The following is a 14,995-nucleotide window of genomic DNA, read 5'->3' as shown; positions in this document are numbered from 1 at the left end:
ATGCATTAGTCCGCTTCCGCCTCGCCCACCGCCGGCGCCATCAGCAAGACCGCTGCGCCGAGGATGGCGGCGATGAACGAGCCTGCCAGGATGCCAACCTTGACTGCGTCCTGCAGCGCCACGTCGTTGGCGAAGGCGAGCAGGCCGATGAACAGGCTCATGGTGAAGCCGATGCCGCAGAGCAACGAAATGCCGACCATGTGCAGCCAGCCGGCATTGACCGGCAGATCGGCAAGGCCGAAGCGAATGGCAAGCGCGGAGGAGCCGAACACGCCGACCAGCTTGCCGGCGACGAGGCCGGCGGCGACGCCCAGCGTCAGCGGCTCGACCAGGGCGGCGGGGCTCAAGCCGGCGAGCGAGACGCCGGCATTGGCAAAGCCGAAGATCGGGATGACGACGAACGGCACGATTTTGTGCAGACCGTGTTCGAGCCGGTGCAGCGGCGAATGGTCGAGATCATGGCCGATGCCGGCGGAGCGCTCGAGCGGGATGGTCAGCGCCAGCGCCACGCCGGCGAGCGTGGCGTGCACGCCCGACTTCAGCACCAGCACCCACAGGATGACGCCGAACACGAGATAGGGCAGCAGGTTCATCACGCGCATGCGGTTGAGCACCACAAGTACTGCGATGATGGCAAAGGCCGCACCGAGATAAGCGAGCGACAGGCCGCTGGTGTAGAAGATCGCGATGATGATGACCGCGCCGAGATCGTCGATGATGGCAAGCGCGGTGAGGAAGACCTTCAGCGAGGCCGGCACGCGGCTGCCGAGCAGCGACAGCACGCCAAGCGCAAAGGCGATGTCGGTGGCGGTCGGGATCGCCCAGCCGGACAGAACGGCCGGGTTGCCGCGGTTGATGGCGACATAGACGAGAGCCGGAACCAGCATGCCGCCGGCAGCGGCGACGCCGGGCAGGACGCGCCGTGGCCAGGTCGAGAGCTGGCCGTCCAGCATCTCGCGCTTGATCTCCAGGCCGACCAGCAGGAAGAACACCGCCATCAGCCCGTCATTGATCCAGTGCGAGACACTGAGTGGGCCGAGATAGGCGTGAAGGGCGGAGAAATAGACTTCGGCCAGCGGTGAATTGGCGACGATCAGGGCAAGGGCGGCGGCCGCCATCAGGATGATGCCGCCGGCCGCCTCGCTGTCAAGGAATTCGCGGAAAATGGATTTTGGCCGCTCGTCCCGCATATGCCCTCCTTCCACCCAGACTCTTATTGCCGGATGATGCGCAGTCGTTGCCGGCGACGCAAGGCGCCTGCCTAGATTCGTATTGAGCTCACATTGGCAGATCGCATGCCTCGGAAATTGGCCGAAACACCTATCGCTTCGTCATCCTGGGGCGGAGCAAGGAGCGAAGCGACGCGGCGCAGACCCCAGGATCCATGCCGTGACTTCGGAGCGTTGCCGCGATGCAGTATTCTGCTCCGTTTGCATTCTTCGCTGGGGTCACGGCATGGATCCTTGGGTCTTCGCTCCGCTTTGCGTCGCTACGCCCAAGGATGACGACACTGGGCTCAGCGCGGGGCCCGCTTGGCGAGTATCCGCTGCAGCGTGCGGCGATGCATATTGAGCCGGCGCGCGGTCTCGGAAACGTTGCGGTCGCACATTTCGTAGACGCGCTGGATGTGTTCCCAGCGCACGCGGTCGGCCGACATCGGATTTTCCGGCGGTGCGGCGCGTTCGCCCGCCGTGCGGGTGAGCGCTGCAAAAACATCGTCGGCATCGGCCGGCTTCGACAGATAATCGACGGCACCGAGCTTCACCGCCGTCACCGCCGTGGCGATGTTGCCGTAGCCGGTGAGGATGATGGTGCGGGCATCGTCGCGCTTCTCGCGGATGGCGGCGACAACATCGAGGCCGTTACCGTCGGCAAGCCGCATGTCGACCACCGCATAGGCCGGCGGATTGGCACGCGCCTTGGCTACCGCCTCCTCGACGCTCTCGGCTGTCTCGACCAGGAAACCTCTGGTTTCCATGGCTCGGGCGAGGCGCGTCAGGAACGGCTTGTCGTCGTCGACGATCAACAGCGAGGTGTCCTCGCCTTCAACCATTGCGCCAATCGTTTCGTCGCCAACCATCGTCTCTGGAATTCCTGCTGCCCGATTTTTACGCAGATATAGTTTTGAAGCGCCAATGTCCAATTTTTAGCACCTGTCAGGCCGTGTCGAACATTGTGGCAGAAGCTGATTCAGGATTGAGGAAGACGCTGCGCGGCCACGCTATCTGCACGATGGCGCCCTCGCCCAGCCCGCTCGAATTGCGGAAATCGAGCGTGGCGCCCGAGCGCTCCAGCAAGGTCTTGGCGATGAACAGACCGAGACCGAGGCCGCCGCCGGCTTCGGTGCCCTGGCGCGTCGACATATAGGGCTCGCCGATGCGGTCGATGATTTCAGGCGGGAAACCAGGCCCGTCGTCAATGATCGAGAAGGTGACCGCGGCCTCATCCCAGCTCCAGCGTATGGTGACGCTCTTGCGGGCGAAGTCGACGGCGTTCTCGACCAGATTGCCAAGGCCGTAGATGACGCCGGGATTGCGCCGCCCAACTGGCTCGGGACCGATGCGCTCGCCAGGCCGAAGCTTGATCGAAATGCCGAAGTCGCGATGCGGAGCCGTCACCTCCTCGACCAGCGAGGTCAGCGGCAGGCGGGAGAGATGCGCCTCGCCTTCAGAGGACAGGCTGGTGAGCCGCTTCAGGATTTCGCGGCAGCGCTCGCTCTGCGAACGCAGCAGCGTCACGTCCTCGCGGTATTTCGGGTCTTCGCCGAGCGCCTTCTCCATCTCCTTGGCGACCAGCGTGATGGTGGCAAGCGGCGTGCCGAGCTCATGCGCCGCGGCGGCGGCAAGACCGTCGAGCGCCGACAGATGCTGCTCGCGCTGCAGCACCAGTTCGGTGGCGGCAAGCGCGTTGGCGAGCAGGCGCGCTTCCTCGGCCACCCGGAAGGCATAGATGGCGGTGAAGGCGACCGAGGAAAACACCGCCATCCACATGCCGGCGACATAGATGAACGGCATCTCCAGCGGTGCGCCCTCGTGCCAGGGCAGCGGCAGATGGAAGAAGACCAGAAGGCTCGCCGCCACCATCACCAGCGCGCCGAGGACCGCGGTCAGCCGCAGCGGCAGCGATGCCGCCGAGATGACCACGGGCACGGTCACCAGCACGGAAAAGGGATTGGTGAGGCCACCAGTCATATAGAGCAGGCCGGCAAGCTGTAGGCTGTCAAAGGTCAGTATGGCAAAGGCCGAGACCGGGGTCAGGCGATGCGCCGCCGGATAGCGGAAGGTCAGCAGCAGGTTCATCCAGGCCGAACAGGCGATCAGCGCGAAGCACAGGCTGACCGGCAGCGGGAATTTCAGCCCGTAAGCAACGACGAGCACTGTCAGGCTCTGGCCAACGATGGCCAGCCAGCGCAGCCTGATCAGCGTGTTGAGGCGCAGCCGCTGGCTTTGCTGGAAGTCGGGGGTACGCAGGATGTTGATCATGGCCAGGGATTATAGCCGGGAAAGGGAATGGTGTGATGGTCCATGGTGCCTCGATCTCCGCCTTTAGGTGCCACGTGGCTTGGCGCGGCTGGTGGCAGCAGCGAGCAACGGGTTCTCCGGCCAGACATGCCGGGGATAGCGGCCGCGCATGTCGGTGCGAACATCGGCCCAGGAACCCCGCCAGAAGCCGGGCAGGTCGCGCGTTGTCTGGATCGGCCGGTGCGCCGGCGACAAAAGCTCGAGCGTCAGCGGCACGGTGCCGCCGGCGACTGTGGGATGCCGGTCGAGGCCGAAAAGCTCCTGCACGCGGATTGCCAGTACCGGCCATTGCCCGTCATAGCGGATCGGCACATGGCTGCCCGACGGCGCGTCGAAATGGGTCGGCGCCAAGGCCTCGACCTTGCGTTGGAGCTCATGCGGCACCAGGGCCATGAGGCCGGCCGAAAGAACGCCCGGATCGATCGCGGCGAAGGACGCGGCGCCTGTAAGAAACGGCAGCAGCCAGTCGTCGAGACGGTCGATGAGGGCGGCATCGGACATGTCGGGCCAGGGCGCGCCAAGCCCGCGATGCAGCCAGCCAAGCCGCTGGCGTAGCGTCTCCGCCTCCTTGCTCCAGTCGAGCAGCGACAGCCCGTGTTCGCGCAAGGCGTCAAGGATGGCGCGGTCCGCATCAGCGCCTGATGGCGCCGGCAGCATGCGTTCGGACAGCGTGATGGCGCCGAGGCGAACGCTCTCGCGCACGCGCACCGCTCGCCGGTCGCGGTCGAAACTGGTTTCCCGGCGGGTCTCGATCCGGTCGGCCAGTGCTGCGCGGATATCAGCCTCGTCGACCGCAGCTGCCGCGGTGATGCGGGCGTTCTGCGCTTTGCCCTGCAGGTCGGCAACGACCAGCCAGATCTCGCCGGCCAGCGGATCGGCGGCGTCGAGCATGGCGCCGGAGCCATTGGCCAGCACGAAACGGCCGCGCTCGCCGCGCGCCCTGGCGACGCGGTCCGGCCAGGCATGGATGAGGAGCGCTCCGGCACCCTCCCCCTTGAGGGGAGGGTCGATCCGCGAAGCGGAGCGGGGTGGGGTCGGTTCGGGCACACCATCGGCGACCCCACCCCGTCTCCCTCGCTTCGCTCCGCTCAGCTCGCTCGCCGACCCTCCCCTCAAGGGGGAGGGTGAAGCCTGCCTTGCCAGCCGCTCGGCAAGCTGCCGCGCCGATGTGGCGCGCGGCGATCTTTCGCTGCGAAACCGCATCAGCCGCCGTTCGAGGTCGGCGCCGTCGCCGCCGAGCCCGCGCTCGGTGAGCAGCACGGCGAGCATGGCCGCCTCATAGGCTTGACCGGTCTTGGCGGCCTCGGCAACCATATGGGCGAGCCGCACCGGCAGCGCCAGCTTGCGCATCGCTGCACCCGCATCCGTCAGGCGCCCTGCCCCGTCGATGGCGTCGAGCGCGCGAAGCAATGCCCTCGCCTCGTTGAGCGCCGGGGCCGGCGGCGGATCGAGGAAGGAGAGGCTCGCCGGATCGGCGACGCCGAAGGCGGCGCAATCGAGCAGCAGGCCGGAAAGGTCGGCCTCGAGGATCTCCGGCGGGGTGAAGGCAGGCAGTGCTGAAGTCTGCTCGGCCCGCCACAGCCGGATGGCTACGCCAGCTTGCGTGCGGCCGGCGCGGCCGGCGCGCTGGTCGGCCGATGCACGTGAAACACGCACTGTCTCCAGCCGCGTCAGGCCGCTGGCCGGCTCGTAGCGCGGCAGGCGCGACAGGCCGGAATCGATGACGACGCGCACGCCGTCGATGGTGATTGAGGTCTCGGCGATCGACGTCGCCAGCACCACCTTGCGACGGCCCGGAGGCGCCGGCCTGATCGCCGCATCCTGCGTCTTGCCGTCAAGCATGCCGTAGAGCGGCACGATATCGGTGTCTACGCCGACCCTGCCCGCCAGTCGCTCGGCGGTACGTTCGATCTCGCGCTGGCCGGGCAGGAAGGCGAGCACGCTACCGCTTTCCTCGGCAAGCGCGGCGCGGATCGCCTTGGCCGTGGCGTCCTCGACAGCGATGCCGGCGGGCCGCTCGTCATAACGGATGTCGACAGGAAAGGCGCGGCCCTCGCTCTCGATCACCGGCGCTTTTGCCAGCAGCCGGGATACGCGCGCGCCGTCGAGCGTCGCCGACATCACCAGCAAGCGCAGATCGGGCCTGAGCGCACCCTGCACGTCGAGCGCCAGCGCCAGGCCGAAATCGCCGTCGAGCGAGCGCTCGTGGAATTCGTCGAACAGGACCGCCGAGACGCCCGGCAACTCCGGATCGTCCAGTATCATGCGCGACAAGACACCTTCGGTGACGACGAGGATTTTCGTCCGGGCCGAGGTACGGTTTTCCATGCGCATGGCATAGCCGACCGTTCCGCCGGGCTCCTCGCCGATGAGTTCGGCCATGCGGCGGGCCGCGGCGCGTGCAGCGAGCCGGCGCGGTTCGAGCAGGACGATCTTGCCCGTGCCGAGCCATGGTGCATCGAGCAGCGCCAATGGCACCAGCGTCGTCTTGCCGGCGCCGGGCGGCGCCACCAGTACGGCGCTGTTGTGCGTTGCCAGCGCTTCGCCGAGCGCCGGCAGCACGGCGGACACCGGAAGTTCCGGCAAAGACTTCGTCTTCATCGAGCCCGCATATCAGCGGCCGCGGCCAACGCGCAACCGGTCGGGCAACTCACAGCCTCGTGCGCGTGAACGGATTCCAGCGGACGGTGCCGAGCCGCACCTCCTCGCGCACCATGGTCAGCAGCCCAGAAGCGCCGACGACGGCGAGGCCGACGAGCGATAGTGCGTCCGGATATTCCTGGAAGAACAGCGCTCCGAGGATCACCGCCCAGACGATCTGCGAATAATGCGTCGGCGCAATGCGGTTGGCGGGCGCGTATTTGACGGCGAGCAACTGCAGCAGCTGCCCGCAGGAGGTGAAGGCGCCGGATATGACAAACCATACCAATTGCCTGGCGTCCGGCAGCGTGAACGAAGTGGCCGCGGCGCCGATGCCATTGAAGAGCAGGCCGTAGCCGATCAGCACACCGAGTATGGTCGTGCGCTTTTCCTGCTGGGCAAGCGATCGCATCAGGATAACGCTGGCGGCGGCAAGGAAAGCGACGCAGAAGGCGGCGAGATGGCCGAGATGCAGTTCGCGAAAGCCAGGTCTGACCACCAGCATGACGCCGGCGAAGCCGGCAATCACCGCCGCCCAACGCCAGGGGCCGACCTTCTCCTTGAGGATCAGGGTGGAAAGGATGGTGACGCAGAGCGGCGCCAGGAAGATCAGCGCGTAGGCCTCAGCCAGCGGGATGGTGGTGAAGGCATAGACGCTGAGCACGCCGGACGCGATGCCGGCCCAGGCGCGGGCCTGCACCGCCCAGGGCCGCTTGGTGCGCCAGAAATCGCGCCAGCGCTCACCGTTCGGCCTGGTGAAGAGCATGAAAAAGCCGGCGAACAGCGTCGAGAAGAAGCCGATCTCGAACACGGTGAACTGCCCGCCCAGGCTTTTGACAACGGCATCGTTGCACGAATAGCTTGCATAGGCGATCAGGGCGAGCAGGATTCCGTTCGTCACGTTCTTCCATTTCCAGGGAGAGAGCAGTGAAAATATTGGCGCTCGGTGCGCATCCCGACGACATCGAGATCTTCATGTTCGGTACGATGGCGGCCTATGCCACGCAAGGCGCAGAATTGATTTTTGCGATAGCCACGGATGGGGCCAGGGGCGGCCATGGCGATCCGGCAGCGCTCGCCCGCGCCCGGCGCGAGGAAGCGATGGCCGCGGCGGGCCTGCTTGGCGCCACGCCACACTTTCTCGACTTCCCGGATGGTGTGCTGATTGCCGATGCCACCCTGATCGCAGCCCTCAAAGCGCTGATCGGCGAGGTAAAGCCGGATCTGGCGATCACCCATGCGCCGAACGACTACCATGGCGACCATCGCGCGCTGTCGGATGGCGTGCGCATCGCGGCGTCTTTCGCAGTCCCTGTCTTGCATGCCGACACGCTCGGCGGCACCGGTTTTTCGCCGACGCACTATGTCGACATTTCAGGGCATTTCGATCTCAAGGCCAAGGCGATCCTGGCGCATCAATCGCAGGATCCCGAGCGCTTCGTCGAGGCGGCGCGCACGCAGAACGAGTTTCGCGCCGGCCAGTGCAATGGCGCGGCCGGCTGCTTCGCCGAGGCGTTTCGCTTCGAGCCGGTCTTCCCCTTCGCCGACATCCGCGCCCTGCTGCCGCCGGCGCCAGTGATCCGGCCAGTGACGGTGAGCACCAAGACGGTCAAATAAGCGGCTCGCAAGCGCGCTGAGAATTCTGACTGCTTTACGGCTCTCTCCGGCCTAGTGGTCAAAATCTGGAACCGTAGGCCCGCATTGGGTGGAAAGCGGACAGCAACGCCGCCCGCTCTTTTCAACACCAGAGGTCAGTTGACAGATATTTCAGGCCTGAATCACAAATCACGACGGCTACGGTCTTCCCTGATTCCTCGCCGGCAAGGAGGCGAAGTGCAGCGGCAACATTGGCACCGGATGAGAAACCGCCGAAAATGCCCTCACTGCGCGCGAGCAAATGGGCGGTCTGGCGCGCCTCATCACCGGACACTTGAAGGTAGCCATCGACAGGTACGTTCTTAAGGAAAGCCAGGTCAGGCATTGAATAGCCACCACCCTGGATCGGATGCTCGGCTTGTGTGATCTTCTCACCCGCTGCGGCAGCAGCACCCTCGGGCTCGACGATAAAACACTTGATCAGAGGGCTGCGCTCTTTGAGCGCCTTTGTGACTCCCGCATAAGTTCCGCCCGAACCGATGAAGTCCACGAATGCATTGACAGCTCCGTGGCTGGCGTCCCAAATTTCCGGTCCGGTCTTATGGTAATGCGCAAGCCAGTTTCCATCCCGATTGAATTGATCCGCGCGGAACGCGCCACGTTCTGCCGCTACCTTCTTGGCAGTCTGATCAACGAGCGCCAGATCGCCGCCCGACACTTGACCCGGCACTGACTCCGGCAACTGGTCGACGAGGATCACTTCTGCACCGAGCGCGCACATCATTCGCGCACGCTCTTCCGAGTTGCCTTTCGACATCACCGCAACGAATGGGTAACCCTTGATCGCGCAGATGATGGCAAGGCCCGTGCCCATGTTTCCGGAAGTTAGCTCGACGACCGTTTGTCCCGGCTTGAGAACACTGGAGCGTTCGGCCTCCTCGATTACTCCCAGCGCCGCACGATCCTTTTTTGAAAAGCCTGGGTTTAGGTATTCCAGCTTGGCAAGGATTGTGCCTTTTACGCCTGCCTGTTCCGTCAACCTGTCGAGTCGAACCAACGGGGTTCCTCCGATCGCATCAACGACAGAATTCAGAACCTCGGCCATACCCATTTCTCCGGTGCTCGTAGCCCGCATCCCAATACATACCCAATAGAACTACGCGATGTCTTAAGGAACTTCCGCAACGGGTCGGGAGAGGTATTCGGGCACCAAGCGTCAGATTTTGACCACTAGCCTGCAGAACTCAGTCTTTTCCGGCCAGCGGCCCGGGCCGATCGCGCCATGCTGCGGTGCAGCGACGAATTCGCTTGCCTTGTTTAGTAAAAATTGCATCACTAAACAAATTACTAAACATCCGGCGCTCGATCGCGTCGTCATGTTTAGGCCCCTGAGGAGGGGGGTCGAGGTTTCTTGAAACCGTCATCCGGACGCGTTTCGCAAATGGGAGGAAGGCATGAAATCGACCTTGAAACTGACGTTGGGTCTGGCCTCGGCGATGTTGGCGTCGACAGCCGCTTCGAACGTCGCGCATGCGGAAGATCTGACGCTTTGCTGGGCAGCCTGGGATCCGGCCAACGCGCTTGTGGAGTTGTCCAAGGACTTCACCAAGGAATCCGGCATCGGCATGAAATTCGAATTCGTCCCGTGGACCAACTATGCCGACCGCTTTCTCAACGAACTGAATTCCAAGGGCAAGCTGTGCGACCTGATCATCGGCGACAGCCAGTGGATCGGCGGCGCGGCCGAGAACGGCCACTACGTCAAGCTGAACGACTTCTTCGACAAGGAGAAGATCAGCATGGACGACTTCGTGCCGGCAACCGTCGTCGGCTATTCGCAATGGCCGAAGAACACGCCGAACTACTGGGCGCTTCCGGCGATGGGCGACGTCGTCGGCTGGACCTATCGCAAGGACTGGTTCTCCAAGCCGGAACTGCAGAAGGAATTCAAGGAAAAGTACGGCTGGGACCTCGCCGCGCCGACGACCTTCGACCAGCTCAAGCAGATCGCCGAGTTCTTCCAGAAGCGCGAGATCGACGGCAAGACCGTCTACGGCGCCTCGATCTATACCGAGCGCGGCTCCGAAGGCATCACCATGGGCGCCATGGATGTGCTCTACAGCTTCGGCTTCAAATACGACAATCCCGACAAGCCCTACGAGATGGAAGGCTTCGTCAATTCCGACAAGTCGGTGAAGGGCCTGGAATTCTACAAGGCGCTCTATGACTGCTGCACGCCGCCCGGCGCCTCGAACAGCTACATGGGCGAAGGCGTCGATGCCTTCAAATCCGGCCAGGTGGCGATGCATATGAACTTCGCCTTCACCTGGCCAGGCCTGCAGAAGGATGAGAATGTCGGCGGCGACAAGATCGGCTATTTCGTCAATCCCAAGGGTCCCGACGGCGACCAGTTCGCGCAGCTCGGCGGCCAGGGCATCTCGGTGGTCTCCTATTCCGACAAGCAGGAGGCCGCGCTCAAATACATCAAATGGTTCGCCAATAAGGACGTGCAGGCCAAATGGTGGTCACTCGGCGGCTTTTCCTGCCTCAACGCGGTGGTCAAAGACCCGGGCTTCCCGTCCAGCCAGCCCTATGCGCAGACCTTCCTCGATTCGATGGCCATCGTGAAGGACTTCTGGGCCGAGCCCAGCTATGCGTCGCTGCTGCAAGCGTCGCAAAAGCGCTTCCATGACTATGTCGTCGCCGGCCAGGGTTCGGCCAAGGACGCGCTCGATGGCCTGGTCAAAGACTGGACCAGCGTCTTCCAGGACGACGGCAAGATGTAACCGGGCAAGATGTAAGGCTCGTCCCGAGCCACGACCCCAGAGCCGGATTATTTCGGATCGAAGACCCGAAATCATCCGGCCCCGGACCAAGAGCGAGTGAGCATGATGTTGTCCGAAAACCGCTTAACACTTTTCGGCATCATGCTCTGGTCCCGTGCCGCCCTTGGCACGGGACACAGTTCAGATAAATTCCAGTGTCGAGACTTAAAGTGACCGAAGCGGGACTGACCATGCTCAATCGGACTGCGGACAGCGTTGCCCGGGCCACGCCTGAGCCGTTGGCCCGCAAAGTCCGGGGCATCAGCGACAAGGGGCTCGCCTGGCTGTTCATCTCGCCGACGATCCTGCTGCTGCTCGCCATCAACATCTTCCCGCTGTTCTGGGCGATCTATCTGTCTTTCACCAATTACCGTGCCAACCGCCCCAACGAAGTGGTGAAGAATGTCGGCCTTGCCAACTACAAGCGTATCCTCGGCGACCAGGACATCTGGATTGCCATGCAGACGACGGCACATTTCGTCTTCTGGACCATTCTGCTGCAGACGCTGATCGGCTTTACGCTGGCCTGGCTGATCGACCGCAAGTTCCGCGGCCACGCCTTCTGGACGACCATCATCCTGGTGCCGATGATGCTGTCGCCGGCGGTGGTCGGCAATTTCTGGCGCTTCCTTTATGAGCCACAGATCGGGCTGTTCGCCTACGCCATCTCCTTCGTGTCAGGCATCCCGCCGACCGATATCCAGATGCTCTCCAATGTGTCCCTGGCGCCGTGGTCGATCATCATCGTCGACACCTGGATGTGGACGCCCTACGTGATGCTGATCTGCCTCGCCGGCCTGCGCTCGATCCCCGAATATATCTACGAGGCGGCCGAGGTCGACCGCGCCTCCAACTGGCGGCAGTTCTGGTCGATCACGCTGCCGATGGCGCTGCCCTTCATCATGCTGGCGGTGCTGTTTCGCGGCATCGAGAACTTCAAGATGTTCGACATGGTCAATTTGTTGACCGGCGGCGGACCGGGCTCGACCACCGAGGTCGCCTCGATCACGCTGAAACGACAGGCCTTCGAAAGCTGGCGCACCGGCTATTCCTCGGCCTTCGCCATCATCCTGTTCGTCGCGGTGTTCGGGCTCGCCAACATCTACGTCAAGGCGCTGAACAAGGTGAAGCAGAGATGAGCCTGACCACAGCCCATTCGGTCGTTGCACCCTCGGCAAACTCGAAGCTTATCGCCGGCACGATCATCGTCGCCTATGCGCTGATCTCGATCGTGCCGCTGCTATGGATCTTTGCCACCAGCTTCAAGACGCCACCGGACTCGATCGCCTATCCGCCGAAGATCGTCTTCCAGCCGAGCCTCGAGGGCTACTGCAATCTGTTCACGACGCGCACAAGGCAGACCCCGGAATACATCAACTCACTCGGACCGGCGACCGGGTTGTGCGACGAGACCGTGCGCAAGCGCAACATGGTGATCGCCGGACCGTCCAACTTCATGCCGCGCTTCGTCAATTCGCTGATCATCGCCTTCGGCTCGACCTTCTGCGCGGTGTTCCTCGGCACGCTGTCTGCCTATGGCTTCTCGCGCTTCAAGGTGCCGCTGGCCGACGATCTTTTGTTCTTCATCCTGTCGACGCGCATGATGCCGCCGATCGCGGTCGCGATTCCCATCTACCTGATGTATCGCGAGCTCGGCCTCTCCGACACGGCGCTCGGCATGATCCTGCTCTATACGGCGGTCAACGTGTCGCTGGCAGTCTGGCTGCTCAAAGGCTTCATCGACGAGATCCCGCGCGAATATGAGGAAGCGGCGATGATCGACGGCTATACGCGGCTGCAGGCCTTCTGGCGCACAGTTTTGCCGCAGGCGACCACAGGCATTGCCGCGACCGCCATCTTCTGCCTGATCTTCGCCTGGAACGAATACGCCTTCGCCGCACTCCTGACCTCCGGCACGGCGCAGACCGCGCCGCCCTTCATCCCGACCATTATCGGCGAAGGCGGCCAGGACTGGCCGGCGGTTGCCGCCGGCACGACAATCTTCCTGGTGCCGATCCTGGTCTTCACCATCCTGCTGCGCAAGCAGCTGCTGCGCGGCATCACCTTTGGCGCGGTGCGTAAATGAGCCTGACCCAACCCGCAAAACGCAAATCGCGCTGGCCGGTCTGGGCAAGGCGCGGGCTGATGGAGAATATCGCCACCGCGATCATCGGTATCGGCTTCCTGATGCTGTTCCAGCCGTTCGCGCTGTCGCTCTATACCTATTCCTTCATCACCATGCTCATTGGCACGGCGATGTTCATCATCGTCTCGAAGTTTCCGGAGTAGACGATGGCTGAAATCCGCGTTGAGCATCTGAGAAAGGCTTTTGGCGACTTCGTTGCCGTGCAGGACTCCAACTTCGCCGTTGAGGACGGCGAGTTCTTCGTCATGCTGGGACCGTCTGGCTGCGGCAAGACGACGACGCTCAGGATGATCGCCGGGCTCGAACTGCCGACCGGCGGCAAGATCCTGCTTGGCGGCGAGGACGTCACCATGCGCCGCGCCCGCGAGCGCGACATCGCCTTCGTCTTCCAGCTCTTTGCGCTCTATCCGCATATGAACGTCAGGAAGAACATCGGCTTTCCGCTGCTGGCGCAAGGCATGCCGTCAGCCGAAATCCGCCAGCGGGTGGAAGAGACGGCGAAGCTGTTGCGCATCGACCATCTTCTCAACAAGTCCGTCTCCGGCCTTGCCGGTGGCGACCGCCAGCGCGTGGCGCTCGGCCGCGCCATCGTGCGGCGGCCGAAATGCTTCCTGATGGACGAGCCGCTCGGCACGCTCGACACCGAATTCCGCGATCTGATGGTCCATGAACTGCGCGAGCTGCATAACCGCATCCACGCCACCACGGTCTATGTCACCCACGACCAGATGGAAGCGATGTCGATGGCCGACAAGATCGCGGTGATGAACCACGGTGTCATCGAGCAGTTCGGCACGCCACGCGAGATCTACGACCGGCCGGCGACCATGTTCGTCGCCGACTTCATCGGCTCGCCACCGATGAATTTTCTGGGCTTCGGCGGCGGGCTCGCGAAAGGGTCGAAAGAGATCGTCGTGCAAGGCGCCAAGGTGGCGGTGCCGGAGGTGCGCGAGGACATCGCGCCGGCCGCGATGGCACTCGGCATCCGTCCCGAACACATCCGCTTCGACGACGCATCGAAATTGCGCGGCGCCATCTACGGCACCGAGTATCTCGGCACCACGCAGATCGTGGCGGTGGAGACGGCGGACGGCATCATCAAGGCGCGGGTGCCGGCCGAGATCCGACTCAACACGGGCGACCATGTCGGACTGGCGCTGAGCAGCGCGCGGCTGTCGCTGTTCGACAAGGGCTCCGGCCGGGCGGTCAGGACCGCAATCCATGACGCAGCGGTGGAGGCGCGTCATGGCTGACGTGCACATCAAGGGCGTGACCAAGAATTTTGGCGAGCACACCGCCATCGACCGGCTTGACCTGCAGATCAAGGACGGCGAGTTCGTCGTGCTGCTGGGACCTACCGGAGCCGGCAAGACGACGACGCTGCGCCTGATCGCCGGGCTGGAACGGCCCGACACGGGCACGATCCATATTGCCGGCCGCGATGCCACCATGCTGTCGCCGGCCGAGCGCGACACCGCCTTCGTCTTCCAGCAATATTCGCTCTATCCGCATCTGTCGGTCTACGACAATCTCGCCTTTCCGCTGCGCTCGCCGGCACGGCGCTTCCCCGAAGAGGCGGTGCGCCGCCGCGTCGAGGAGGTGGCCAGGATGGTGCGCATCCATCACAAGCTGGATAACCGCTCGACGAAACTTTCCGGCGGCGAGATGCAGCGCGTCGCCATCGGGCGTGCCCTGGTGCGCAAGCCTTCGATCTACCTGATGGACGAGCCATTGTCGTCGCTCGACGCCAAGCTGCGTGCCGACCTCCGGCTGGAGCTGAAGCGCATCCAGGCTGAGCTCGGCGCCACCATGCTCTATGTCACGCATGACCAGATCGAGGCGATGACCATGGCCGACCGCATCGGCATCCTCGCCGACGGCGTGCTGGTGCAGATCGGCACGCCGCGCACCATCTATTCGGAGCCGGCAAACCTGCATGTCGCCGCAAGGCTCGGCCAGCCGGCGATCAATTTGTTGCCGGCCGGGCTGCTGCCCGATGGCGACATGCCGGCGGGAACCAAAACGATCGGCGCGCGTACAGAACATCTGTCGATCGGCAAGGCGTCGAACGGCCATGCCGACGGTGTTGTCGACTGGGTCGAGCATCTGGGCGACCAGAACCATCTGCATGTGAGCGTGGGGACCAGGAAGCTGGTGACGCTGACCGACCCCGACACGCAACTGGAAAGGGGCGACCGGGTGACGATCCGATACCGGGCGCCACTGTTCTTCGACCAGGCCGGCAACAGGATTGCAAACCGATGAGC

13 protein-coding genes are annotated in these 14,995 nt (G+C 63.7%); 7 read left to right on the top strand and 6 right to left on the bottom strand.

Features of this window, described 5'->3' with window-relative positions:
• Window positions 1–5 precede the first annotated feature (5 nt).
• The 5 genes from nhaA to OHD62_RS04200 all read right to left on the bottom strand — a co-directional run bounded on the left by nhaA (window position 6) and on the right by OHD62_RS04200 (window position 7,062).
• Window positions 6–1,190 carry a Na+/H+ antiporter NhaA gene (gene nhaA / locus OHD62_RS04220; protein ID WP_263781158.1) on the bottom strand — a complete coding sequence of 395 codons (1,185 nt, stop codon included), beginning with the start codon at window positions 1,188–1,190 and terminating at the stop codon, window positions 6–8.
• Between the two features lie 326 nt (window positions 1,191–1,516).
• Window positions 1,517–2,080 carry an ActR/PrrA/RegA family redox response regulator transcription factor gene (locus OHD62_RS04215; RefSeq protein ID WP_263781157.1) on the bottom strand — a complete coding sequence of 188 codons (564 nt, stop codon included), beginning with the start codon at window positions 2,078–2,080 and terminating at the stop codon, window positions 1,517–1,519.
• Window positions 2,081–2,156: 76 nt separating this feature from the next.
• The gene (locus OHD62_RS04210) at window positions 2,157–3,482 is read right to left on the bottom strand and encodes an ActS/PrrB/RegB family redox-sensitive histidine kinase (RefSeq protein ID WP_263781156.1); all 1,326 of its coding nucleotides are present in this window, start codon (window positions 3,480–3,482) and stop codon (window positions 2,157–2,159) included.
• A gap of 63 nt (window positions 3,483–3,545) precedes the next feature.
• On the bottom strand, window positions 3,546–6,122 hold the full coding sequence (hrpB, locus tag OHD62_RS04205) for an ATP-dependent helicase HrpB (RefSeq protein ID WP_263781155.1): 2,577 nt from the start codon (window positions 6,120–6,122) through the stop codon (window positions 3,546–3,548).
• A gap of 49 nt (window positions 6,123–6,171) precedes the next feature.
• Window positions 6,172–7,062, bottom strand: coding sequence for a DMT family transporter (locus tag OHD62_RS04200; protein WP_263781154.1), 891 nt, complete (start codon window positions 7,060–7,062; stop codon window positions 6,172–6,174).
• A gap of 26 nt (window positions 7,063–7,088) precedes the next feature.
• Here OHD62_RS04200 and OHD62_RS04195 point away from each other — a divergent pair, with 26 nt between their 5' ends.
• Window positions 7,089–7,778 carry a PIG-L deacetylase family protein gene (locus OHD62_RS04195; RefSeq protein ID WP_263781153.1) on the top strand — a complete coding sequence of 230 codons (690 nt, stop codon included), beginning with the start codon at window positions 7,089–7,091 and terminating at the stop codon, window positions 7,776–7,778.
• Window positions 7,779–7,899: 121 nt separating this feature from the next.
• Here OHD62_RS04195 and OHD62_RS04190 read toward each other — a convergent pair whose 3' ends face one another.
• Window positions 7,900–8,862, bottom strand: coding sequence for a PLP-dependent cysteine synthase family protein (locus OHD62_RS04190; protein WP_263781152.1), 963 nt, complete (start codon window positions 8,860–8,862; stop codon window positions 7,900–7,902).
• A 349-nt stretch (window positions 8,863–9,211) separates the two neighbouring features.
• On the opposite strand from OHD62_RS04190, the gene OHD62_RS04185 reads away from it, so the two are divergent.
• The 6 genes from OHD62_RS04185 to OHD62_RS04160 all read left to right on the top strand — a co-directional run bounded on the left by OHD62_RS04185 (window position 9,212) and on the right by OHD62_RS04160 (window position 14,993).
• The gene (locus OHD62_RS04185; protein WP_263781151.1) at window positions 9,212–10,543 is read left to right on the top strand and encodes an ABC transporter substrate-binding protein; all 1,332 of its coding nucleotides are present in this window, start codon (window positions 9,212–9,214) and stop codon (window positions 10,541–10,543) included.
• A gap of 230 nt (window positions 10,544–10,773) precedes the next feature.
• Window positions 10,774–11,721: a carbohydrate ABC transporter permease gene (locus tag OHD62_RS04180; RefSeq protein WP_263782291.1), complete on the top strand. Its 948-nt coding sequence runs from the start codon at window positions 10,774–10,776 to the stop codon at window positions 11,719–11,721.
• On the top strand, window positions 11,718–12,668 hold the full coding sequence (locus OHD62_RS04175; RefSeq protein ID WP_263781150.1) for a carbohydrate ABC transporter permease: 951 nt from the start codon (window positions 11,718–11,720) through the stop codon (window positions 12,666–12,668). The genes OHD62_RS04180 and OHD62_RS04175 overlap by 4 nt, the downstream gene beginning before the upstream one ends.
• The gene (locus OHD62_RS04170) at window positions 12,665–12,871 is read left to right on the top strand and encodes a hypothetical protein (RefSeq protein WP_263781149.1); all 207 of its coding nucleotides are present in this window, start codon (window positions 12,665–12,667) and stop codon (window positions 12,869–12,871) included. The genes OHD62_RS04175 and OHD62_RS04170 overlap by 4 nt, the downstream gene beginning before the upstream one ends.
• Window positions 12,872–12,874: 3 nt before the next feature.
• Window positions 12,875–13,981 carry an ABC transporter ATP-binding protein gene (locus OHD62_RS04165; RefSeq protein ID WP_263781147.1) on the top strand — a complete coding sequence of 369 codons (1,107 nt, stop codon included), beginning with the start codon at window positions 12,875–12,877 and terminating at the stop codon, window positions 13,979–13,981.
• Window positions 13,974–14,993: an ABC transporter ATP-binding protein gene (locus OHD62_RS04160; protein WP_263781146.1), complete on the top strand. Its 1,020-nt coding sequence runs from the start codon at window positions 13,974–13,976 to the stop codon at window positions 14,991–14,993. The genes OHD62_RS04165 and OHD62_RS04160 overlap by 8 nt, the downstream gene beginning before the upstream one ends.
• Window positions 14,994–14,995: the final 2 nt, after the last annotated feature.

Source organism: Mesorhizobium sp. YC-39 (genome assembly GCF_025753795.1).
GTDB lineage: Bacteria > Pseudomonadota > Alphaproteobacteria > Rhizobiales > Rhizobiaceae > Mesorhizobium.
Note: the sequence above shows the minus strand (reverse complement) of the source record. Positions and strands in the feature narration are given on the sequence as shown.